Source organism: Kitasatospora cineracea (genome assembly GCF_003751605.1).
GTDB lineage: Bacteria > Actinomycetota > Actinomycetes > Streptomycetales > Streptomycetaceae > Kitasatospora > Kitasatospora cineracea.
The window spans coordinates 5,763,763-5,784,009 of record NZ_RJVJ01000001.1; the positions used below are offsets into that span (position 1 = coordinate 5,763,763).

The 20,247-nt window shown below is 73.3% G+C and carries 20 protein-coding genes, 1 tRNA gene and 2 pseudogenes; 14 read left to right on the forward strand and 9 right to left on the reverse strand.

Going from position 1 to position 20,247, the window contains the following annotated elements; translation table 11 throughout:
• Positions 1-83 precede the first annotated feature (83 nt).
• Positions 84-512 carry a hypothetical protein gene (locus tag EDD39_RS25975; protein WP_123559820.1) on the reverse strand — a complete coding sequence of 143 codons (429 nt, stop codon included), beginning with the start codon at positions 510-512 and terminating at the stop codon, positions 84-86.
• A gap of 321 nt (positions 513-833) precedes the next feature.
• Between EDD39_RS25975 and EDD39_RS25980 the strand changes: the two genes are divergently transcribed.
• A tRNA-Pro gene (locus tag EDD39_RS25980) sits at positions 834-910 on the forward strand.
• The gene (locus EDD39_RS25985) at positions 910-3,168 is read left to right on the forward strand and encodes a hypothetical protein (protein ID WP_123560899.1); all 2,259 of its coding nucleotides are present in this window, start codon (positions 910-912) and stop codon (positions 3,166-3,168) included. Before EDD39_RS25980 ends, EDD39_RS25985 begins: the two co-directional genes overlap by 1 nt.
• A gap of 27 nt (positions 3,169-3,195) precedes the next feature.
• Here EDD39_RS25985 and EDD39_RS25990 read toward each other — a convergent pair whose 3' ends face one another.
• The 3 genes from EDD39_RS25990 to EDD39_RS25995 all read right to left on the reverse strand — a co-directional run bounded on the left by EDD39_RS25990 (position 3,196) and on the right by EDD39_RS25995 (position 5,108).
• Complete coding sequence (locus EDD39_RS25990; RefSeq protein ID WP_123559822.1) at positions 3,196-3,450, reverse strand: hypothetical protein; 255 nt, start codon at positions 3,448-3,450, stop codon at positions 3,196-3,198.
• Positions 3,451-3,498: 48 nt separating this feature from the next.
• On the reverse strand, positions 3,499-3,645 hold the full coding sequence (locus tag EDD39_RS39810) for a hypothetical protein (protein WP_162870137.1): 147 nt from the start codon (positions 3,643-3,645) through the stop codon (positions 3,499-3,501).
• Positions 3,646-3,920: 275 nt separating this feature from the next.
• On the reverse strand, positions 3,921-5,108 hold the full coding sequence (locus EDD39_RS25995) for a Na/Pi symporter (protein WP_244257055.1): 1,188 nt from the start codon (positions 5,106-5,108) through the stop codon (positions 3,921-3,923).
• A gap of 436 nt (positions 5,109-5,544) precedes the next feature.
• Between EDD39_RS25995 and EDD39_RS39815 the strand changes: the two genes are divergently transcribed.
• Complete coding sequence (locus tag EDD39_RS39815; RefSeq protein WP_162870138.1) at positions 5,545-5,703, forward strand: hypothetical protein; 159 nt, start codon at positions 5,545-5,547, stop codon at positions 5,701-5,703.
• 104 nt (positions 5,704-5,807) lie between these two features.
• On the opposite strand, the gene EDD39_RS26000 is transcribed toward EDD39_RS39815, so the two are convergent.
• Positions 5,808-6,086, reverse strand: coding sequence for a hypothetical protein (locus EDD39_RS26000; protein ID WP_162870139.1), 279 nt, complete (start codon positions 6,084-6,086; stop codon positions 5,808-5,810).
• Positions 6,087-6,416: 330 nt separating this feature from the next.
• Between EDD39_RS26000 and EDD39_RS26005 the strand changes: the two genes are divergently transcribed.
• The gene (locus EDD39_RS26005) at positions 6,417-6,794 is read left to right on the forward strand and encodes a glycosyltransferase (RefSeq protein WP_341869337.1); all 378 of its coding nucleotides are present in this window, start codon (positions 6,417-6,419) and stop codon (positions 6,792-6,794) included.
• Positions 6,795-7,338: 544 nt separating this feature from the next.
• Here the strand turns inward: EDD39_RS26005 and EDD39_RS26010 are convergent.
• Positions 7,339-7,728: a VOC family protein gene (locus EDD39_RS26010; RefSeq protein ID WP_123559826.1), complete on the reverse strand. Its 390-nt coding sequence runs from the start codon at positions 7,726-7,728 to the stop codon at positions 7,339-7,341.
• A gap of 78 nt (positions 7,729-7,806) precedes the next feature.
• On the reverse strand, positions 7,807-8,406 hold the full coding sequence (locus tag EDD39_RS26015; RefSeq protein WP_123559828.1) for a TetR/AcrR family transcriptional regulator: 600 nt from the start codon (positions 8,404-8,406) through the stop codon (positions 7,807-7,809).
• A 152-nt stretch (positions 8,407-8,558) separates the two neighbouring features.
• On the opposite strand from EDD39_RS26015, the gene EDD39_RS26020 reads away from it, so the two are divergent.
• The 5 genes from EDD39_RS26020 to EDD39_RS26040 all read left to right on the forward strand — a co-directional run bounded on the left by EDD39_RS26020 (position 8,559) and on the right by EDD39_RS26040 (position 13,845).
• Positions 8,559-10,052, forward strand: coding sequence for an MFS transporter (locus EDD39_RS26020; protein ID WP_425269732.1), 1,494 nt, complete (start codon positions 8,559-8,561; stop codon positions 10,050-10,052).
• 63 nt (positions 10,053-10,115) lie between these two features.
• Positions 10,116-10,772 (forward strand): CatB-related O-acetyltransferase, encoded by a 657-nt coding sequence (locus EDD39_RS26025; protein WP_123559830.1) that lies wholly within the window; start codon positions 10,116-10,118, stop codon positions 10,770-10,772.
• Between the two features lie 14 nt (positions 10,773-10,786).
• Positions 10,787-11,677 (forward strand): Vgb family protein, encoded by an 891-nt coding sequence (locus EDD39_RS26030; RefSeq protein ID WP_208765584.1) that lies wholly within the window; start codon positions 10,787-10,789, stop codon positions 11,675-11,677.
• Positions 11,678-11,740: 63 nt separating this feature from the next.
• The gene (locus EDD39_RS26035; protein ID WP_123559831.1) at positions 11,741-12,088 is read left to right on the forward strand and encodes a YciI family protein; all 348 of its coding nucleotides are present in this window, start codon (positions 11,741-11,743) and stop codon (positions 12,086-12,088) included.
• 836 nt (positions 12,089-12,924) lie between these two features.
• On the forward strand, positions 12,925-13,845 hold the full coding sequence (locus tag EDD39_RS26040; RefSeq protein WP_162870140.1) for a LysR family transcriptional regulator: 921 nt from the start codon (positions 12,925-12,927) through the stop codon (positions 13,843-13,845).
• Between the two features lie 64 nt (positions 13,846-13,909).
• On the opposite strand, the pseudogene EDD39_RS26045 reads toward EDD39_RS26040, so the two are convergent.
• Together EDD39_RS26045 and EDD39_RS26050 are read right to left on the reverse strand one after the other, a co-directional pair.
• Positions 13,910-14,032 (reverse strand): annotated as a pseudogene (locus EDD39_RS26045) (RidA family protein); the annotation flags it as partial.
• Positions 14,033-14,339: 307 nt separating this feature from the next.
• Complete coding sequence (locus EDD39_RS26050) at positions 14,340-15,116, reverse strand: MBL fold metallo-hydrolase (RefSeq protein WP_123559835.1); 777 nt, start codon at positions 15,114-15,116, stop codon at positions 14,340-14,342.
• A 69-nt stretch (positions 15,117-15,185) separates the two neighbouring features.
• Here EDD39_RS26050 and EDD39_RS26055 point away from each other — a divergent pair, with 69 nt between their 5' ends.
• From EDD39_RS26055 to EDD39_RS26075, 5 genes and pseudogenes are all read left to right on the forward strand, one after another.
• A complete protein-coding gene (locus EDD39_RS26055) occupies positions 15,186-15,827 on the forward strand; it encodes a TetR/AcrR family transcriptional regulator (protein ID WP_123559837.1) in 642 nt (213 codons plus the stop codon).
• A gap of 299 nt (positions 15,828-16,126) precedes the next feature.
• Positions 16,127-16,417: pseudogene (locus EDD39_RS26060) on the forward strand (winged helix-turn-helix transcriptional regulator); the annotation flags it as partial.
• A gap of 233 nt (positions 16,418-16,650) precedes the next feature.
• Positions 16,651-17,484 carry an inositol monophosphatase family protein gene (locus EDD39_RS26065; protein ID WP_123559839.1) on the forward strand — a complete coding sequence of 278 codons (834 nt, stop codon included), beginning with the start codon at positions 16,651-16,653 and terminating at the stop codon, positions 17,482-17,484.
• Between the two features lie 39 nt (positions 17,485-17,523).
• Positions 17,524-18,120, forward strand: coding sequence for an NADPH-dependent F420 reductase (locus tag EDD39_RS26070; RefSeq protein ID WP_123559841.1), 597 nt, complete (start codon positions 17,524-17,526; stop codon positions 18,118-18,120).
• Between the two features lie 503 nt (positions 18,121-18,623).
• Positions 18,624-19,925, forward strand: a complete 1,302-nt coding sequence (locus EDD39_RS26075) for a DUF1254 domain-containing protein (RefSeq protein ID WP_208765585.1) — start codon at positions 18,624-18,626, stop codon at positions 19,923-19,925.
• Positions 19,926-20,247: the final 322 nt, after the last annotated feature.

Here is a 20,247-nt window from a genome sequence, read left to right on the forward strand (position 1 = left end):
ACCTTGGTGTCGGCGGTTCCACCTGGCCGGGCCCGATGGTCGGCACCGCAGCACTCGCAGCACCCCCGGCACCGCCTTTCCGGCTACAGCTCCGTCCAGCCGTACGGCCGCCGTTCCTGCCCGGCGAGCGGATGCCGGACGGGGGCGGCGGGGCCGTGCTGGAGGAGGTCTTCGAGGCGGGCGGCGCCGGCCGGGACTGCGGTGAGCATCTCGGCGAGGCCGGGCCGTTCCTCGGCGGCCGGGCGCAGGTCCGCCATCGCGGTGCGGGCCTCGGCGGCGGTGGTGCCGACCGGGACGACCAGCAGCTGCGGGAAGGTCCTCCAGAGGCGTTCCCAGGCTCGCCCGGCGCCGTCCGGGCCCGCCTGGTCCCACAGGCGGGCGCTGGCCGCGAGCTGCCCGGCGATGGGCTCGGTGCCGGTGTCGGGGCGGTGGAGTTCGACGAACGCGCCCAGCCACAGCCGGGCGTCGTCGAGGTCGGCGGTGTAGGCGAGTTCGGCGGCGGGCCGGAACACCGGCCCGCCGGCGCTGGCGCCCCGCCGGTGCTGGCGCGGTGCTCGGGCGCGGTGATGAGGTCCAGCGGCCCGCAGCCCGCAGCCCGCAGCCCTCGCCTCGGGTGCGGGCGTCGGGCACACCCGCGCCCGGCGCACCGGCATCGCCGACCCGCAGGCCCGCAGGCCCGCGTAGACCGACGGGTCCTCAGCCGACCGGTCGGGCGCGCGCCGCGACCACGTTCAAACCGCAGCGGACCAGCATCGATCCCGACGGGCGGACACGGTGAGCGGCCGGAATTCCGGTTGCCCGTCGTCCCTTTCGCCGCGTACTTTTCGGGCCAGCGGCACGTAGCTCGATCAGTGAGAGCACCAGGCTCGGGGCCTGGGGGGTGCGGGGGCAGGACCCGCCGTGTCGGCCATGGACAGCAACGCTGAGCAGCAGCACTCGACGACGACCACCTCCACCGACTACGCGCACGGGCAGCTGGCCCGGGCGTTCGCCGTGGCGCTTTCCCACCCGGATCCGGCGACCCGTTCCCGCGCCGACGCACGGGCAGGCCGCTGGCGCGCGGTGCTGGCAGGGATGCTGGACGGCAGCCTGCGGATCGGTTCCCGGACGCCGGTGGCAGGCCTGCCCGCCTGGGTGACGCCGGAGGTGGAGCGCGGCGGGTTCGCAACCGGACGGGCCTGCGCCGAGGGGCCGTTGCAGCCCTACGAGGTGGCGGCCTGCCGGGCGGCGGGGATCCCGGAGGGCCGGGCCGCGCTGTTCGCGTACTCGCTCACCGAGGCCGGGCTGACCGGGCTGTGGGCGCTGCTGGACAGCGAGCGCTACCGGGTGACGGTGCCCGAGGAAGCGGCGCTGCTGACCGTGGCGTGGCTGGTGCGGGCCGGCGAGCAGTCGGCGGCTCTCGAACTGGTCGGGGTGCTGGCGCCTTTCGCGGCGCGGCTGCGCTTCACGCCCCCGCCGGGTGACAGCGCCGGTGCTTCGCCCGACGCGGTCCACCGGCGGTCCGTCGGCGACGCCGTCACCGCGCTGGCCTCCCGGAGGCCGAACCGGTTGGTGGAGACCCAGCGCGAGGCGCTGACAGTGTGGCTGCCGTTCTCCGACGAACTGCTGGCGCACTGGCTGGAGGCAACGCAGGACGGGCAGCCGCTCGACGCGGACCCGAGCCCCGAGTGGCGGCGGCGCGGCGCCGAACTGCTGCTGCGGTACCGGACGCTGGCCGCCGCGCACCCGCTGTGCGGCAAGCACCGCAGGCGCGGGACCAACCTCGCCGTGCTGCGGTCCGCGCTGGAGACCGCGGTCGCCGGCGAGCCGCTCGACCCCCGGCTGCGTGGACTGCTGCGGTCCGCGGTGGACGGCATGGTGAGCAAGCGCGGACTGCCCGGGTCCGAGACCCACTCCGCGCTGCGGGCGGCCCAGGCCGAGCAGGCCGCGCTGCCCTCCCACCACGCGATCGCGCAGGTGCTGCTGAGCCGTCTCGCGGTGCACGGCCAAGACGACGGCCTGGCCGAGCCGGACGCCGTGCTGATACCGGTCACCGCCGCCGAGGCGGCCGAGTTCGGTGTCCCGGCCGCCTCCGCGGTACCGGCGGCGCTGTTCAAGCCGGTGCTGGCGGCAACCAGCGCGCCCGTCGAGACGCTGGTCGAGCGCGGGCTGGTGCCGTCCGCCGAGGTGCTGGCGGAGCTGGCACCGCAGCTGGCCGCAGCGGCGGAGGCCGAGGCGCACGCCGATCCGGCGCTGCGCGGCCTGGTGCCGGCCGGTCACCGCGCGTTCGCCGGGCGGCGGTCGCTGCTGCTGCTCGACTACGCGCACCAGATCCGGGCGGAGGAGCTGCCCTGGGTCCGGGCGGTTCGCCCGTACCGGAGCGGCGACCCGGCCGCCCAGCAGAGCGGGCTGGCCGCGCTGCGCCGGCTCGGCGAGCTGGCCGTGGGCACCTTCCCCGGGACGATCCTGCCGAACCCGCTGATCAGCGAGCTGGCCGGGCTGGCGCGGCGGCCTGATTCCGCGCTGCCGTTCACCGAGGAGCTGGCGGCGGACATCTTCATGGGCGGCTTCACCCCGAAGTTCGCGGCGGCCGCCGGGATCGCCGCGGGCCTGCTCGAGGGGACGCTGTACGAGCGGTACTTCGGCATCGACTACGCCGGGGTGCGGGCCCTCGCCCAGCGCGCCGAGGAGGACGGGGAGCGGTCGGTGGTCGCCCGGGAATTCTCGGAGCTGTGCCGCCGTCGCGCCGGCAGCCCCGCACTCCGTGGATCGGTGGCCGCCAACGGGACGGTGATCGAACAGGCGCAGATCCTCACCACGCACAACCTGGCCGTCCTCGCCGGACCGGTCGGCGTCGTGCCGACGGGCGGCTGGCCGACGGCGGCACTCGGCGCGTTCACCACAGCGCGGCGGCTGGTGGCGCTGGCCGAGCGGCTGCCGCGACCGCTGCCAGCGGTGAAGAATGCCGCGTTCGCTTGGCGGCAGCTGGTCTTCCACCTGTCGCTCTGCTCGCCGCAGGAGCAGGTGGCCGTCCTCGCCGAGATCGAGCGCGACCATCCGCCGCGGCTCGCCCCGGCGGTGGCCGGCCTGCAGCTCGCGACCGCTGGCGGCGGGGTCGAGCCGGACGATGCCGACGGTCGGCGTTTCCTCGGTTGGAGGGTGGGCCCGCACTGGCTGCTGCGGCGGTGACGCGCCAGCGGGCCGGGCGGGTCAGCGTCATTCGAGGCCGACCAGCGGTGCCCGGTCGAGCTGCTCCTCGGTCAGCTTGGTCCGGCGGCTGCCGAGAGCCTTACAGTCCACGAGAGCCTCGCAGTCCGACTGCGGCCAGGATGGTGACCAGCTGTCCGGCTTCGAGGCGCTGGGTGAGATCGAGGCTGACGTCCAACAGATACTCGCGTCCGTGCCGGATGACGAGCTGTTCGGCGCCGTGGCATCGAGGACGTCGATCTGGTGTTGCGGCTCGAGCAGCACCAGCTCACCACCTGCCCCGGCCGGGCTGTTCCGGCGCCGCCACCTCGTCTACGCCGCCCGCCCGCCCGCCTGCCGCAGTCGCTCGCCGAGTCCGTCGTCCTGGTCGAGCTGGACGCCGAGGACGACTCGGAGGTGCTCTCGCTGTTGGCGGCAGAGCCGGCCGGCGGGCACCTCTACCTGGACCTCGGCGAGCACCTGGCCGACGCCGTCACCACCTCGCAGGCCTGCGCCCAGCCGCCGAGCCGGACCACCGCCCGCTGCTGCCCGCCGGTGTCACCGGGCGCAGCTGGCGGCCGGTTCGGGGCTGCGCGCCGCGGTGCTGCCGGGGCGGGGGGCGGGTGGGTCGGCCATCGGCCGGTGGCCGCCCCGCTGCTGTCCGGGGGTCAGGGCGGTACGGGCCGTGCTCCTGGGCATTGGCGGCCGGCAGTACCAGGTCCTCGGGGGTCAGGGGGCCCCGGCCGCTCGGCTGCTCAGAGCACGCCCACCAGCACGATGACCAGAGCGGGCAGGGCGACGAAGACCGTGCCGAGGTAGACGCCGAGGATCCAGCGCCGTTCGGAGGCGAGGCGGGCGAGTTGCTCGGCGCAGTACAGCGGCAGGGGACGCAGCAACGGGATCACGTAGATCGCTACGATCGCGAAGAGGTTGTAGATCAGGTGCACGAATGCGGCCTGCAGCCCGATCTTCGCGTCCGGCCCGACGCCGGCGAAGGCGGCGAAGACCACCGTGAAGGTGGTGCCGAGGTTGGAGCCGACGACGACGGGATACACCTGAGCGGGCGTCAGGATGCCCGTACCGGCAAACGGCACCAGCACCGAGGTGGTGATGGTCGAGGACTGGGTGACCACGGTGACGCCCATGCCGGTCGCCATGGCCAGGTACTCGTTGCGGCCGACGGCCTTGAGCAGGGCGTCCCGGGCCCGGCCGACCATCAGCAGCTTGAGCAGCGTGCCCAGGTAGCGGACCGCGATCAGGATCAGCGCGGCGCCGATCACGATGGTGAACAGCGGGCCGAGCGCGGCGCTGACCTGCGCGGTGCCGTGCACCACCGCGTGCTCCACCGGCCGGGTCACTGACCTGACGACGTTGAAGTGGGCGGGGTTCGGCAGCCAGTCGGTCCCGTACAGGGCGTCGGTCAGCGCGCGGCTGATGCGTTGCAGCGGGTGCCAGATCAGCTCGACCGGGAAGAAGAGCAGCAGCGCCAGCCAGTTGTAGAAGTCGTGGACGGTCGAGGCGCCCAGGGCCCGGCGGAACTCGGTGCGGTTCCCGATGAAGGTGAGCGCGACCAGGCTGGTCGTCACCGTGGTGCCGACGTTCGCGCCCAGGATGATCGGGACGGCGCCCTCGATCGGCAGCGCGCCCGAGCCGACGGCGGTCACGGCGATGGCCGTGGTGGTGGTCGAGGACTGGATCAGCACCGTGCCGAGCACGCCCACGCTCAGCCCGACCCACGGATTCGCGGCGAACGCGAACATGGTGTGCGCGGCGTCCCCGCCCAGCCCCGCAAAGCCGCGGCTGATGATGCTCACGGCGCAGATCAGCAGGTAGATCAGCCCGGCGACACCCAGCCAGCCCAGGACTGTTGTCCCGGTGGAGAGTTCACCGGCTCCGTCCGGCTCGCTGCGGTCCGGCTCTCGGTCGGGGGTGGCGTTCGCCATGGGCCAAGGCTACGAGCCACGGCAGCGCGGCGGTCGCCGACACACCCGGCCGACGGGCCAGCGGCCCGGGGCCCAGAGGTCCGATGACCCGGCGATCTGGTTAGTGGTCGTAGACCACCATCACCGGTATGCCCCGCGCCACCAGACGGGCGGTGACCAGCGGTTCGATCAGCTCCCAGCGGCCAGGCCGCTCGCCTTCTTCGGTACCCGGGCCCGCGTGCGCAGCGCCGACAGCCGCGTTCCGATCGGGCAGCCGCCGATCGGCGCTCGCACCAGGGCTCCCAGCGGCTCGCCGGAGGCCGGGCGGACACCAGCCCGCCCCTCCGGCGCGGCCGCCGCCCGCCAATCGCGCCGCCCCCCGGCGACGGCCGACATGGTCCCCGCAGAACGGGGCACACGCCCGCAGCGAGCCCTCTTCCACCACCTGGAGGTGCACATGTCCGCGACCACGCTGCTGCTGTTGGCCCCCCTCGTCCTCGCAGCGGTCCTCACCCTCACCGCACCCTCCCTGGCCCACCGCCACCGCCGCACCGGCCCGGCCGCACTGCGCAGCGAACACCCCCACCGCCCCCGCCACGCCCGCCCGACCTCCTGACCCGCCCGGTGGGTGCGCCACGCTGTCCTGGCGGACGAGAGTAACGAGCAGTTGTTCGCGCGCCGGGCCCGGGTGTTCGCGTCGTTCGTCTCGGCGGGGTGTGGTCAGCGCAGTTGAGGTAGCACCGAGGAGGCGGCCTTGCGGGCTTCCTCGGCTGTGGGCGCCGTGATCTGCACCACTCTGCTGCCCTTGAGGACGTCGAGCAGCACGTGGTCCTGGGCGTCTTCCTGGACGTGGAAGCTGTACGCCGCGTCGCCGAGCCCGGGTTCCGTGACAGGCTGGCCCTTGGTGTGGTCGACGACGTCGCGGAAGGACTGCCGGTCGTAGGAGGCGTGGGCAACGCTGACGTAGAGCTCCCCTTCCCGGTAGGCGCATTCGCCCACCTGCTCCTGCGTTATCTCCTGCGCCGCGCCGGGCTGGTGGCCCAGCACGTCCGCCGCCACGGCCCGCGGGGGTACGGCCGATCTCCGTTCCGGCAGGAGCTGACCGCCGTCGGCAGCGGGTACGGGGATGCTCCGGCCCCGCCCTGCAGGTTGATGACCGGTCGTCAGTTCGTTTGCCTGTTTGCCCTCTTCGGGGTCGTGTCCTGCCCGGTGATGTTGTCGTCCTCGGAAACCTCCGGGCATCGGAGTGGACGGCCGGGTTGGGGGAGGGGCACCGGTACGGAGGTGATCGGCGGCACCGGCCTGCGCAGGGAGCCCTGGCCGGAGTTGATGCCCGACGGGCGCCCGGCGCCTATCCGCCCCCGAACCCCCGACCGACCGGTGCTGGCTGTGGACGGCTGCGCCGCCGTCGTTCACCACGCCGGGGCCGGCACCACCGCAGCCGGACTACGGGCCGGAGTACCCGCGGTACCCGTACCCGTCATGGCCGACCAGCCGTTCTGGGCGTCTCGACTGCACGCCCTGGGGGTCGCCCCCGGGCCTCTGCCATTCCAGGACCTCAATGCCGGAGCCCTCGGCGAAGCGATCACCACCTGCCTGTCCGAGCCCGCCCACCGCCGCCGCGCGGCCGAACTCTCCCTGCGCATCGCGGCAGAGAACGGTACCGCCGCGGTGCTCGCCCACATCGGCTCCCGGGAGGCCGGGTGAACCCGAGCTTCGTCCCACCACCGTGCTCCCGGTACCGGGCTGTCAGATGCACTCCGCAGCAGTCCGGGCCGGCCTCACCCGAAGCCGGGTGTTCTGGCTCCGGGTGAGGACGACCCCGCGTTCGACTTCGCCACCGCCCAGGCCTGGATCTGGGCCGCAGACGCGGGACTGCGGGCCACACCGGCCTCCCGCTGAAACCCCTGCGCCGCTTCTGCGCCGCGCCCCGGTGCCCCGAGAGCAGCCTCCGGTCGGCGGGCCCGTGCGGGCGGCACCACTACCAGCAGTACCGCACCGGCCGCGCCGCCGGCCCGGAGCAGCACTACGGCCGGACCCAGTGCACGGTGCCCGGCTGCGGACGCCCGCACCGGGCCCGCGGGTCCTGCACCCGCTGCTACGAGCGCCACGCCCGCCGGCGCGATCGGAGCGCAGGTGCGGCTCAACGCCCGGCGCCGCACCCGCCGGGGGCCGGGCGTTACCGCCGAGCCGGAGCACGAGTTGTGACGTCGGTTGCGGCTCCTGGACGCGGGGCCCTTGGTGCACGTGGTTACGAGGGCCAGCCGCCGTACGGCACGGTGATGAGTTCCATGGCGTGGCCCGCCGGGTCCATGAAGTACACGCCGCGGCCGCCGTCGTTGTGGTTGACCGTGCCGGGCTGCTGCCGCCGGGGATCGGCGTAGTGCTCGATGCCGCGCTGTCCGATCCGGGCGTACGCCGCGTCGAACTCCTCCTCGGAGACCAGGAAGGCGTAGTGCTGGGGGGTGATGCTGTCCGCGGGGACGGTGGCGAAGTCCAGCGTGACGCCGTTGCCCAGGGCGACGGCGATGAACGGGCCCCACTCGGCGGTGATCTCGAGGTTCAGCAGGTCCGCGAAGAACTCAGCGGACTCCCGGTTGTCCCGGGCGTGGACGATCGTGTGGTTCAACTCGACTGACAAGGAATGCCTCCGAAGGCATGTCCCGACACCTCCATGTCTCACCCAGCCGGTGACCGACACGCGATGCTGTCGTGGACCCTAGCCTTGATCCATTCCGTGGGTCAACAGCAGCCGGTCGACCAGTCCGTCGACATACTCCGGGGCGAGCGGGACCATGCCGAACAGGACACGGACATACATCGGGGCCAGGACGTGGTCGAGCACCTCGAACGCGTCGAGCCCGTCGGCGGTGTCCTCGCCGCGCTCGCGGGCGCGGTCGAGCACGGACTGCAGTTGCCGGGTGCGTTCGGCGCGGAGCTCCTGGCCCGCCCGCACTCCCTGCTCGCCGCTGCCGGACAGGGCGACGGCCAGGTGCAGCACCGCCGGGCCGTCGGGCCCGGTGATCTCGCGGGCCACCTGGGCCGCGTACGTGCGCAGGTCGCCGGCCAGGCTCCCGGTGTCGGGCATCGGCGAGCGCGCGTCGAGGCGGGTGAGCGCCACGTCGGTGAGCAGCTTCTCCAGGCCGCCCCACCGTCGGTAGATGCTGCTGTCCGCCACGCCCGCGCGGGCCGCGACCTCGCCGACGGTGAAGTTCCCGTAGCCGCGTTCGCCGATCAGCTCGGTGACGGCCTGGTGCACCTGGGCGCCGACGCGGGCGCTGCGCCCGCCGGGGCGCCTGGCTTGCTGTCGCTCGTTCACACCACCACCTTAACGCAGTTGCTGCTTGCTTTTGTGGTGCGGACCCCCTACAGTCCTGTTAACGCAGTCGCAGACTGCGTTAGGCGGCTGGAGCGTACCGGCACCCGCGCCGCATCCGGTCGGATGCGGGCAACGACCGATAGGAGAACCCTTTGACGGAAGCGCACGTGGCCACGGACAGGCGACCGAACCGGGCCGTCCTGCTCACGGTGACCTGCCTGGGCCAGTTCATGGTCCTGCTCGACAACACGGTCGTCGGAGCGGCACTGCCCGACATGCAGCAGCGGCTGCACACCCAGTTGACCGGCCTGCAGTGGATCGTCGACGCGTACGTCCTGCTGGTCGCCATGCTGCTGCTGTCCGGCGGGATCTTCGCCGACCGCTTCGGCCGCAAGCGGGTGTACCTGACCGGCGTGGCGGTGTTCACCGCCGCCTCCGTGCTGTGCAGCCTCGCGCCCTCGCTCGGCTGGCTGGTCGTCGGCCGGGTGCTGCAGGGCGTCGGGGCGGCGGCGCTGAGCCCGGCCTCGCTGGCCCTGCTCGTCGCCGCCCATCCCGTGCCGCAGGAGCGGATCAGGGCGATCGGGCTGTGGGCCGGACTCAGCGGGATCGGCCTGGCCGCGGGCCCGGTGGTCGGCGGCGTGCTGACGGACGCCTTCGGCTGGCCCGCGATCTTCCTGGTCAACCTGCCCGTCGGCGCGGTCCTGCTGCTGGTCGGCCTGCGCCACCTCGACGAGTCCCGCAATCCGGGCGCCCCCGCGGTCGACGTCCCGGGGACGGTGCTCTCCGTGCTGGGCGTGGGAGCGCTGACCTACGGGCTGATCGAGGGCGGCGCCCGCGGTTGGCTGTCGCCGGTGGTCCTGGGGAGCTTCGCCGCCGCGGCGGTCCTCCTCGCCGCCTTCGTCGCCGTGGAGGCGCGCGCCTGCGCCCCGATGCTCCCGCTGCGGCTGTTCCGGCAGCGGCTGTTCACCGTCTCCAACACCGCCATGGGCGTGGTGGGGTTCGCGCTCATGGGCTCGTCGTTCTTCTTCTCCCAGTTCTTCGTGTCCGTCCAGGGCAGCTCGGTCCTGCGCGCCGGCCTGCAGACCCTCCCCGCCACCCTCGCCATGGTGCTCGTCAGCCCGTACGCGGGCCGGCTCGCCGCCCGGTACGGCTTCCGCGCCGTGGTCACCACCGGTCTGGCCCTGGCGGGCCCGGGACTGCTGGCGCTCGGCACGGTGCACGCCGACACCGGCTACGGGAACGTGTGGTGGCGGCTGGCCGTCGTCGGCGCCGGCTTCGGCCTGGCCCTGTCCCCGCTGACCGGCGCCGCCGTCCAATCGGTCGGCCCGCAGGAGGGCGGCCTCGCCTCCGGCATCAGCAGCACCACCCGGCAGATCGGCGCGGTGCTCGGCGTGGCACTGCTGGGAGCGGTCGTCCGCACCAGGCAGGCCGGCGGCGCCCCCTTCGAGACCGGTCTCGACGACGCCTTCCTCGTCGCCGGCGCCGTCACCTCCGCCACCGCCGTGCTCACCGGCCTGTGGCTGGCGAAGGCCAAGCCCGCGGAGCCGGAGCCCGCGGAAGGACGCGCGACCCCGCAGCGCTCCACCGGCCCCGGCCCCGACACGGTCACCGCCTCGGGCAGGGCGTCCGCCGGCAGCCCGAGCTAGACCGGCCTCCTCCCCGCCCGTCCCCGCCGCACCCGGCCACCCCCTTCCCCGAGGAGAAGCACCTTGTCGCCCGACCCGACCACCCTCCACCCGCTGCCCGCCCACCAACGCGTGGTGTTCCTCGAACCCCTCGTCACCTCGCCGACCATCGACGTGGGCGCGTACACGTACTACGACGACCCGGACGGCGCCACGGAGTTCGAGCACCGCAACGTCCTCTACGCCTACGGCCCCGAGAAGCTGGTCATCGGCAAGTACTGCGCGATCGCCTCCGGCACCCGGTTCCTCATGGCCGGCGCCGAGCACCCGACGACGGGGGTGTCCACCTACCCGTTCACCATGTTCGGCGGCCGGTGGGCCGAAGAGACCCTGGACATCGTCACCGCCATGCCCAGCCGCGGTGACACGGTCGTCGGCAACGACGTCTGGTTCGGCTACCAGGCCACCGTCATGCCCGGCGTGCGCATCGGGGACGGCGCGATCATCGCGGCCGGAGCCGTGGTCACCGCCGACGTCCCGCCCTACACGATCGTCGGCGGCAACCCGGCCAGGACGATCCGCCGGCGCTTCGACGACGCCGACGTCGAACGGCTGCAGCGCGCCGCCTGGTGGGACTGGCCGGCGGACCTCGTCACCGAACACGCCCGCACCATCATGGCCGGAACCCCGGCCGACATCGCCCGCATCGCCGCCGAGCACGCCCTGGAGAAGCCCCTGTGACCCGTGTGAACCGTGTGACCGTCGAAGAGCACCCCGTGGCCGACCGCGCGGCCGGCCCCTACGCCCTCACCACCGGGCCGGACGACGCCCTGTGGTTCACCCTCGTCCACAGCGGCCGGATCGGCCAGATCGTCCCCGGCAGGCAACCGACGAGCCACCGGCTCGACCCCGACTGCGGACCGACCGTCATCACCCCCGGCCCGGACGGCGCCCTGTGGTTCACCGAGTACCGGGCGCACCGGATCGGCCGGATCACCACCGACGGCGACGTCACCGAGTTCGACCTGCCCGCCCCGGGCTGCGGGCCCTTCGGCATCGCGGCCGGGCCCGACGGCGCGCTCTGGTTCACCGAGACCGCCGCCGACCGGATCGGCCGGATCACCGTCGACGGCGACGTCACCGAGTTCCCGCTCCCCGTCACCGGCGCGTTCCCGTCCGCGATCACCGCCGGCGACGACGGCGGGATGTGGTTCACCCTCAACCAGGCCAACGCCATCGGGCGGATCGACAGGGGCGGCGCCGTCACCCTCCACCCCCTGCCGACCGAGGCGGCGGCACCGGTGGGCATCGCCGCAGGCCACGACGGCGCGCTGTGGTTCGTCGAGATCGCCGCCGGCCAGATCGGCCGGATCACCCCCGAGGGGAAGATCACCGAATTCCCCCTGCCCGACCGCACCGCGCGCCCGCACGCCGTCACCGTCGACGGACAGGGCACCGCGTGGTTCACCGAATGGGGCGCCAACCGCGTCGGCGCCATCACCCCCGACGGCGCCATCACGACCTACGACCTGCCCACCCCCGGCTCCGAGCCCCACGGCATCACCGTCGGCCCCGACGGCGCCCTCTGGACCGCGCTCGAGATCGGCGCACTCGCCCGCATCACCCCGGCCGGCGAAAGCACCTGAACCCGCCCTCCCTTCCCCACCGTCAACAGCGGTCGCCCGTACGGCGACCGGAGAGGAGCTCCCGTGAAATTCGCACTCGTGATCTTCGAGACCGACGAGTCCCGCCGCCGGATCCAGGCCGACCGGGCCGCGTACCGCAAGGAGTACGAAGGCTGGATCGGCGACCTCGCCGCAGCCGGGAAGCTGGTCGGCGGCGACGCCCTGGAGACCGAGCACACCGCCCCCGCGACGGTGCGCACCGCGGCCGACGGGACGACGACGGTCACCGACGCGCCCGCGCACACCGGCGAGGAGACCCTCGGCGGCTGGTTCGTCGTCGAGGTCGCCGACCGCGCCGAAGCCCTCGAACTGGCCAGGAGCCTGCCCACCCCGGAGACCGTCGAGGTCCGGCCGATCCTCGAATCCGCCTGAACAACACGGCCCTGCGGCAACGGGAGCACCACGCTCCACGGCATCGGCATCGGCATCGGCATCGGCAACAGGAGGAGGCCCGCCTTCCACCGGAAGGCGGGCCTCCTCGCAGATCCACGACCACCTGGCTTCGAGCACGAGTCGTGACGGCCGCAGCGAGCTCGCAGGAGTTCCTCGAACAGCTCGGTGGACGGATCACCAACCGGCCCCGATCACCGGCCGAAGCGCGGACCGCGCTGTTCACCGTCGGGTGACGCCGTTCCCGGCGGACGTCCGCAGCACTCAAGACCGCCGACTGCTGCCCGGACCAAGGCCGGCAGAAGATCCGCTACGTCCGGTCGAACCGAACTGGTACTGAGAGCAACGAACATGACGACGAGCAGGGCGCGAGCAGGCCGACGGCTCGCCGTGGCAGCACTCCTGGGAACGCTCGGCTGGGCTTGCGCCAAGTACGGCCACGGCGCCTATCCCGACGCGGTCCCGCGGCGGCTGAGCCACTGCCTGAGCGCCGCTCCGGTACCGGCCACGGCCTGGATCGCTTCGACTGGCCCCGGTGGAACACCGACCGCCATCACGGCCACCCGCGCCGCCACGGGGTACCGCGCCCCGGGCATTCGCCGCCCGAGCCGACGCCGTCCGAACCGCCGCCAGTCCCATTTCGGACCAACAGGCATCGCAGCCAAGCCAGTTGACTGCCCCCTTCCCCGGGGCCGGTCCTCCTGAGCAACAAGGCCGGCACCCTGCCGAACGCGACCCGTCGCCGACCGTGCACGAGGTCGCCGGAAGCCCTCACCACTACCGGCAAGTGCATTCCTTCTATTCGTATAGTGACTGCCATGCAATTGGATCTGAACCTGCTCACCGCTCTGGACGCGCTGTTGGAAGAGGGCAGCGTGGCCGGGGCCGCGGACCGGCTGCACGTCACCGCGCCGGCGATGAGCCGCTCGCTGGGCCGCATCCGCAAGGCCACCGGCGACCAGATCCTGGTGCGGACCGGACGCCACATGACGCCCACCCCTCGTGCACTGGCCATGCGCACCGAGGTCCACGTCCTGGTGCAGCAGGCCCACCAACTGCTGTCCGCTCGTACGGACCTCGATCTGGCGGGCCTGGAACGGGTGTTCACCGTTCGCCTGCACGACGCCCTCACCACCGCCTGCGGGACCGCCCTGGTCGCCGCGGTGCACCGCCAGGCCCCGAAGGTGAGGATGCGCCTCACGGTCGAGCCCGGCCACGACACCCCCGAGCTGCGTCGCGGCGAGGTCGATGTGGCCTCCAGCGCCGACCCCCCGCCCCAGCCCGACATCCGGCACCGCCTCATCGGCCGGGACCGGATCATCCTCGCCGTCCGAGCGGGCCATCCGCTCACCGAAGGGCCGATGACCGTCGAGCGGTACGCGGCGGCCGATCACGTGACCGTCTCCCGGCGCGGAAGCCTGCGCGACCGGGTCGACGACGTCGTCGCCGCCCTCGGCCACGAGCGCCGCGTCATCGTCTCCGCCCCCGCGACGGACACCGCCCTGCAACTCGCCCGTGACGCCGACGTCGTGGTGACCCTCCCCGACGCGGTCACCCGCTCCGCCCGCGACCAACTGGGCCTGACCACACTGCCGTTGCCGTTCGACCTGCCGCCCGTGCCGCTCTATCTGCTCTGGCACCAGCGCTACGACGACGACCCCGCCCACACCTGGCTGCTCGACCTGGCGACCCGGACCCTCCAGGGCCTGTTTGCCGCTTCGGAGGCTTCCGACCGGTAGCGCCCCGCCGGGCGTCGGGGCCGGCCGCCGCGCACGCGGGCCGGCCCCGTGACGTCGCGGCCGGTCAGTCGAGCAGGGCGGTCGCTTCGACCTCGACCAGGACGTCCGATTCGAAGAGGTGGTCGACGCCGATCAGGGAGGCCGGCGCCATGGGCAGGCGGAGCCCGATCCCGTCGGCGACGGATTTGGCTTTGTTCACGAGAACCGGCTCTGGCTCAACTTCCGTGGTGGCCCGGCAACCAAGCTCGCCAGCATCGACAACCAGCAGATCAGCGGCCTGCCCCCAGCTTGCCGTGGCCATGATCGGCGCCGTTTCGCGGAAGTCGAGCCAGAACCCGAGAACCGGCAGCAGATGTTCACGAGGCCGGGAGGCATCTGCCGGGCTCGGTGCTCGGTGGTTCGGTGCCGTGCGGCACTGCTGTCGGACGCGGGCGCCGGCGTCCGGGGATCGGTCGGGTGTCGGTCTGCGGTGCTCGGGTCGGCCGTGTCGTTGTTCAGCGGGGGCCGGTCTGCCGGGCCTGGCGGGTGGCGGTGCGGGGGTCGCCGGTGAGGGGGTGGCCGTGGCCGGGCAGGAGCAGGGTGGTTTCGGTGAGTTCGTCGATGCGGTCGAGGGAGGTCAGGGCGGTGCGGCTGTCGTGGGTGAAGCCGCGGCAGACCAGGGTGGGGCCGGTGTGTCCGGTCAGGCCGTCGTGGGTGACCAGGGCGTCGCCGGTGAAGAGCAGTCCGCGCTGGGGGAAGAGGTAGCCGGTGCTGCCAGGGGTGTGGCCGGGCAGCGGGACGGCCCGCGGTTTTCCGGGCACCTCGTCGAGCTGCCGGTCGGTGTCGAAGGCGCGCACGCCGGGGGTGGCGGGTGCGGTGAAGGCTCCGGTGCGGGCGAGGTGGAGCGGGGTGGCGAGGGCAGTGGGCCGGCGCAGGAGGTAGGGCAGTGCGGAGCGTTCCGGCTTGGCGTGGCGCAGGGCGCTGCGCGGGCCGTCGTGCAGGATCGCGGCGTCGCTCCCGTGGATCCAGATGTCGGCGCCGGCCTGTTGGAGGGTGTGGGCAAGTCCGGTGTGGTCGGGGTGTCCATGGGTCAGGAGCACGGCGCGGATGTCGGTCAGGGAGCGGCCGGAGTCGGCCAAGTGCTCGCGTAGCTGCTTCAGGTGGGCGGGCAGTCCGGCGTCGACGAGGACCAGGCCGTCGGGCTCCTGCACCAGGTAGAAGTTGACGACGTCGTCGCCGAGGCGGTCCACGCCGGGGGCGACGCGCCGGTCCGAGGGGATGGGGCGGGGCATGCGTTCCTCCGGGGGCAGGACGGCCGAATTCGGATACAGTTGACTGTAACGGATGAGAGGGGAGACGGGATGCCCAGCGGGACTCCGCGCCGACCGTACGACTCGGCCCGCCGGCAGCAGGCCGCGCGCCGCAACCGGGCCGCGATCCTGGCGGCCGGCCGGGAGCTGCTGTTCCGCGACGGCTACCGGGCCACCACCGTCCGCGCGGTGGCCGAGCGCGCCGGCGTTTCCCCCGAGACCCTCTACAAGGCGTTCGGCGGCAAGCCGGGTCTGGTCAAGGCACTGTGGGACGTCACCCTGGCCGGGGACGACCAGCCCCTGGCCATGGCCGAGCGGCCCCAGCTCCAGGCCGTCCTGGCCACCCGCGACGCCCACGCCAAGCTCCGCCTGTACGCCGCGTTCGTCCGCGGGGTCCACGAACGCCTCGCCGCCCTGTCCGCCCTCCTCGCCGAGGCCGGCCCCGAGGTCGGCCAGGTCCTCGCCCTCAGCGAGGAGGAGCGGATGACCGGGGTGAGCGCCTTCGTCGCCCACCTCGCCGACACCGGCGTCCTGCCCCCGGACGCCGACACGGCCCGCCTGGCGGATTCCTGGTGGGCCCTGACCGGCCCCCACCTGTACACCCAGCTCACCACCGGCCGCGGCTGGGACACCGACACCTACGAGGACTGGCTGACCGGCCTGCTCGCCGCAGCCCTTCCGAGTCCGACCTGAGCACGAACCCGCCACCGCCCCGGCCGACAGCGACCAGGGCACCCGGGCCTACCCCGCCTGCCCCATGGGGCCTCCCCCCAACGGCGTGTTCGACTCTCCCGCGCAATCGACTGCTGCTCAATCCCATGAACAAGTGCTGTCGGTTCTCGGGTTCTGGCTCGACTTCCGCGAAACGGCGCCGATCATGGCCACGGCGAGCTGGGGGCAGGCCGCTGATCTGCTGGTTGTCGATGCCGGCCAGCTTGGTCGCCGGGCCGCCGCGGAAGTTGAGCCAGAGCCGGTTCTCGTGAACAAAGCCGCTCAGCGTCCTCAACGAACTCTGCGAACGCCCTTGCCGCTTCAACGAGTTGCGCCGGGCCATCCTCCAGGTCACGCAGAAGTCGCTGACCGCGACGCTCCGGCGGCTCGAACGCAACGGCGTGATCGAGCGCGAGGCCGTCTCCACCCGGCCGGTGGCGGTCCGCTACCGGATCACCCCTCTCGGCAAAACCCTTCGCCACCCCATCGACGTACTGCTGACCTGGGCCTCGCAGAACATGCCCACCGTCGAGCACGCGCGCGACGCCTTCGACAGCTCGCCCGACGGGTGAGGGAACGGCGCCGACGACCCGCCCGGTTCGGGAGACGCGGGCAGCGTGGAGCCGGGGGCTCACCGGGCATCGCGAGAGGGCGGCGGACTCAATTGCGCGCGAGTCATCCCAGCAGTGAATGACATGCACTTGAGGTTAATCATCGGCGCCTCTACCTTCGAAACGCAGGCGAGAACGGAACGCGGTTCCGCCCGATCCGCTTGACCACCCCCTCCTCAGACGGGAGCACCACCATGTCCGCATCGACCCAGACCGCCGAAACCGCTGCGCCCGCCGGCCCCGCGTCCGACACCGACCTGCTCGCGCAGACCGCCGACGCCGTACGCGCCGCGGGCTCCGTGCTGCGGGAGCGCTTCGGAGACGCGGTCGCCTACCGCACCCGCGAAGAACTGATGGACGCGCTCGCCGCCAACGACGACGCGGCCCTCGCCGTCCTGCGCCCCCGCCTGACGAGCCTGCGCCCGGACGCCGGCTGGGTGGAGGACGAACTGGACGGCGGGGCGCTGCCGCCCGGCGAGTGGTGGGTCGTGGACCCGGCCGAGGGCAACGTCAACCACCTGCACGCCCTGCCCGAATGGGCGGTGACCGCCACCCTGGTGCGCGACAACCGGCCGGTGCTCACCGCGGTCCACCTGCCGCTGACCGGCCAGACCTACACCGCGCTCACCGGCGCCGGCGCCCACCTCGACGGCCGGCCCCTGCACGTGTCCCCGACCGCGGACCTCGGCCTGGGCCTGGTCGCCACCAGCCAGGCCCGGCCCGACGAGGACGAGGACGTCGTGCGGCGCATCGGCTCCTCCATCACCGCGATGCTCCTCGACGCACTCGTCGTCCGCGTCGCCGTCCCCGCGACCCTGCACCTGCTCAACGTGGCCGCCGGCCGGATCGACGCCTTCTGGCAGTTCGCCGGCGCCCGCGCGGACCTGCTGCCCGGGGCGCTGCTCGTCACCGAGGCCGGCGGACAGGTCTCCGACGCCCAGGGCCGCCCCTGGACCCCGCAGAGCGAGAGCTTCCTGGCCGCCGCGCCCGGCGTCCACGCCCAGGCCGTCACCACCCTCTCCCGCTGACCCCACCCTCTCCCGTACCCACCGAAGGAACAGCACACCGTGACCACCATCGCAGTCCTCGGAAACGGCCGCGTCGGCGGCAACCTCGCCCAGGCCCTCACCCGCGCCGGCCACCGGGTGACCGCCGTCGACCGCGCACCGGGCGCCGCCGCCGACGCCTCCGCCGCGGCGCAGATCGTCATCAACGCCACCCCCGGCGCCGGCTCGCTGGAGCGGCTCACCGCGCTGCGCGAGGAATTGCGCGGCAAGATCCTCGTCGACGTCTCCAACGCCACCACCGACGGACCGGACGGACTGCCCGCCGACCTGATCCACCCCGGCTCCAGCCTGGCCGAGCAGCTCCAGGAAGCACTCCCCGAAACGCACGTCGTCAAGACGCTCAACACGATGCTCTTCCCCGTGATGACCGCACCCGCCGCACTCACCCAGGCACCGACCGTCTTCCTCTCCGGCAACGACCCCCAGGCCAAGCAGACCGTCCGCGAACTGCTCACCGACCTCGGCTGGCAGCAGGACTGGATCACCGACCTCGGCGGGATCGAGACCGCCCGCGCCACCGAGGCCGCAATCCTGTTCGTCCCCCACGTCATCCGAACCAGCGGATTCACCCCCTTCGCCATCTCGATCAGCCGCTGACAGCCCGGACGCCCCGCCGGAGGACAGCTGTTCCCGCAGGCAGCGACGCCGCCGGTCGTTCGGCGCGGAACCCGCAGGCCTCCATCGGCCGGGAAACAGGCCGAGCGCGGCCGCGCCCTTCGACCGGGGGCGGGGTAGTGGAGAGTGCCCGGGACGGGTGGAGTTGGTGGCGGCCGGTTCGCGGTGGCGGCCGGACTGATGGACTTGGACAGCCGGCTGCGTAGGTGAGAACTGGTTCTGGTCCGACTTCTGGGCCCTGCCGCTGATCGTGGGGTCCGTGTCGATGCTGCTCGGGTGGTCGGGTGGGCATGAACCGGGCGCGACGGATGCGGCGTGTGCGGCGGACCTTCTCTTCCCAGGGACCGGTGTAGAGGCCGAGGAAATGGTTCTTGCGGAGGCGAGGTTCACCCGTTCGGCCGGTCGGCGTTGCGACGGCAGTCCGGGGCCGGAAGCGTCCTTTTGGGGCTTGCCGCCCCTCTCCGGATGCGAGGGAGCACGCGAGCATGATGTCGGACGATCTGCAGACCCTGGCCCACGAGGCGTACGTGTACCTGTACCCGCTGGTCACCATGGATGTCACCCGCCGGCAGGCGGTGTCGGTGCCCACGGGGGTGAAGCCGGCCTTCGGGCCGCCGAACGAGTTCCACCACCTGCGCGAGTTCCCGTCGGCGGAGTTCCGGTCGGTGGTGCGGCCGAACTTCGACACCCTGTACTCGTCCGCGTGGCTGGACCTGACGGCGGGTCCGGTGGCGCTGCACGTGTCGGACACCGCCGGCCGGTACTTCATGGTTCCGCTGCTGGACATGTGGACCGACGTGTTCGCGACCCTCGGCCCCCGCACCACCGGCTCCGGTGACCAGGACTACCTGGTCGTCGCCCCGGACTTCCGGGGCGAGGTGCCGGCGGGGGCGACGGTGCTGCGGGCGCCGACGCCGTACGTGTGGGTGATCGGGCGGGTACAGACGAACGGGCCGGCCGACTACGACAAGGTCCACCGGATCCAGGACGGGCTGACCGTGACGGCGCTGCACCCGACCGAGCATCCGGTCGATCCGGGGGCGGACGTCGACAGCGATCCGCTCGCCACGGTGAACGGCCTCGGCGCGGTGGAGTTCTTCGCCGCGGCGGCCCGTGCACTGGCCGTCAATCCGCCGCACAGCACGGACTTCGCGGTCCTGGCGCGGATCGCGCACCTGGGAATCCTGCCGGGCCGGGAGTTCGACGGGGCGCGGTTCGCCGGGGCGGACCTGGCGGCGGTCGAGGCGGGCGCGCGGGCGGCCCGGGAGGCGATCCTGGCGTCGCCGGCCACCATCGGCACGGCCGTCAACGGCTGGCGGGTCACCACCGAGACCATGGGCGTGTACGGCAACGCCTACTTCAAGCGGGCCGCCGTCACCGCCATCGGGCTGGGCGCCAATCCGGCCGAGGACGCCGTCTATCCCGTGCTGGCCGCCGACGCGGACGGCGCCCCCGTCACCGGCGAGCACGACTACCTGCTGCACTTCGACGCGGACGGCCTGCCGCCGGTCGGCGCGTTCTGGTCGGTGACCATGTACGACGCGCAGGGCTTCCAGACCGCCAACGAGATCGACCGCTTCGCGCTCGGCGACCGCGACCCGCTGGTGTACAACGCGGACGGCTCGCTCGACATCCTGGTCTCCCACCGCGACCCGGGCCCGGAGCGGCGGGCGAACTGGCTGCCCGCGCCGACCGGCCCGCTGGGCCTGACGCTGCGCCTGTACGCGCCCCGTCCGGAGGCCCTCGACGGCCGGTGGACCCCGCCGCCCGTCCGCCGGGTGAAGTAGCTCCCGGGGGAAGTCGGCTCGCGCTCCCGTCCGCCGTGGTGAGACCCGGCGGGCGGGAGCGCGTCGTTCGGTCGGGTCCGGCCCGAGGGCTCAGTCCGGGCCGACGGGCCGGGTCCAGGTGAGGGCGAGCAGGGCCGCGTCGTCGTGGGTGCTGCCGTCGGCGCAGCTGCGGGCGTCCTGCTGGAGCCAGTCGAGCAGGGCCTCGGGTTCGGTGGGGCCGGGGCGGGTGCGCAGCAGGTGGAGAATCCCATCGTGGTGCGCCGGGACTTCTCGCCACCTGCCACGATTCCCTCTCGCGAACTGCCCTTGCCGGACCGCGCCG

Excerpts from the sequence above, each read along its gene's own strand:
- EDD39_RS26050 (WP_123559835.1), bottom strand. The coding sequence starts at position 15,116 with ATGCCCCGCCCCATCCCCTCGGACCGGCGCGTCGCCCCCGGCGTGGAC.
- EDD39_RS26065 (WP_123559839.1), top strand. The coding sequence starts at position 16,651 with ATGTCCGCATCGACCCAGACCGCCGAAACCGCTGCGCCCGCCGGCCCC.
- EDD39_RS26055 (WP_123559837.1), top strand. The coding sequence starts at position 15,186 with ATGCCCAGCGGGACTCCGCGCCGACCGTACGACTCGGCCCGCCGGCAG.
- EDD39_RS39815 (WP_162870138.1), top strand. The coding sequence starts at position 5,545 with ATGTCCGCGACCACGCTGCTGCTGTTGGCCCCCCTCGTCCTCGCAGCG.
- EDD39_RS26005 (WP_341869337.1), top strand. The coding sequence starts at position 6,417 with ATGCCCGACGGGCGCCCGGCGCCTATCCGCCCCCGAACCCCCGACCGA.
- EDD39_RS26040 (WP_162870140.1), top strand. The coding sequence starts at position 12,925 with ATGCAATTGGATCTGAACCTGCTCACCGCTCTGGACGCGCTGTTGGAA.
- EDD39_RS25985 (WP_123560899.1), top strand. The coding sequence starts at position 910 with ATGGACAGCAACGCTGAGCAGCAGCACTCGACGACGACCACCTCCACC.
- EDD39_RS25995 (WP_244257055.1), bottom strand. The coding sequence starts at position 5,108 with ATGGCGAACGCCACCCCCGACCGAGAGCCGGACCGCAGCGAGCCGGAC.
- EDD39_RS26075 (WP_208765585.1), top strand. The coding sequence starts at position 18,624 with ATGATGTCGGACGATCTGCAGACCCTGGCCCACGAGGCGTACGTGTAC.